At 47.1% G+C, this 787-nt stretch carries 1 protein-coding gene and 1 pseudogene; both read left to right on the top strand.

Annotated elements, in window-relative coordinates:
* The coding region (locus R7P74_RS25930; RefSeq protein WP_318123526.1) for a hypothetical protein at positions 1 to 180 on the top strand (180 nt) is incomplete at its 5' end.
* Between the two features lie 23 nt (positions 181 to 203).
* Positions 204 to 787: pseudogene (locus R7P74_RS25925) on the top strand (LysR family transcriptional regulator); the annotation flags it as partial.

Here is a 787-nt window from a genome sequence, read left to right as displayed (position 1 = left end):
ACTACAGGGCTGGCTCCTAGCGCTGATAATCCCCATAGAGTAACGAGTAATTTTTGTTTCATTGCTGGTTTCATCCACTTGGTTGCGAGGATATGTTTCCAGCTAAGCTTAGTCGTTAACCCGTTTATTACAGAAATGAATTGTGAGTATTTAGTCTATATCAAAAGTGATATGCTTTGAGAAAAGCTAAAGAGATAACGTTGATGAACTTTGATTACAATTTGCTCAAGGTGCTTGCAGTGATTCTTGAAACACGCAACACCACAACGGCTGCGGAGCGTTTGTGCACCAGCCAGCCTGCTGTGAGCCGAAGCTTGCGTAAAATTCGGGATTTGTTTAACGACGACATTTTAGTGCGTAAGGGCACCAATATGGAGCTCACGCCGAAAGCCGAAGAGATCAAAGCGCAGCTTTCTGGGATCATCAACGACATCGACAAGCTGGTGAATGTTTCTCATAGTTTTGATCCTGCGACCGAAAGCAGTGTGCTGCGTGTTGCGATCAACTCGTCCATTGCACAATGGTTTTCTGCCGCGTTTACTCAGCTGCTAGCCAAGGAAGCGCCGTTTATTAACTTGGTGATCGAAGACTGGACGGAAACCACGCCAGACAAAATCGATGCGGGTGAAATCGCTTTGGTATCAACTATTTCCCTATGGAGTTGCCGAAGCATCTGGTTCAAAAAAAAGGCGGGCGGGACGACTTTGCTCTGGCCTGCCGCGCGACGCATCCGCATGGTGGTAAACGCATGTACTTGGATGACATTTCAGAGTACGCGTACGCGGTT

The organism is Vibrio sp. 2033, assembly GCF_033339735.1.
Note: the sequence above shows the minus strand (reverse complement) of the source record. Positions and strands in the feature narration are given on the sequence as shown.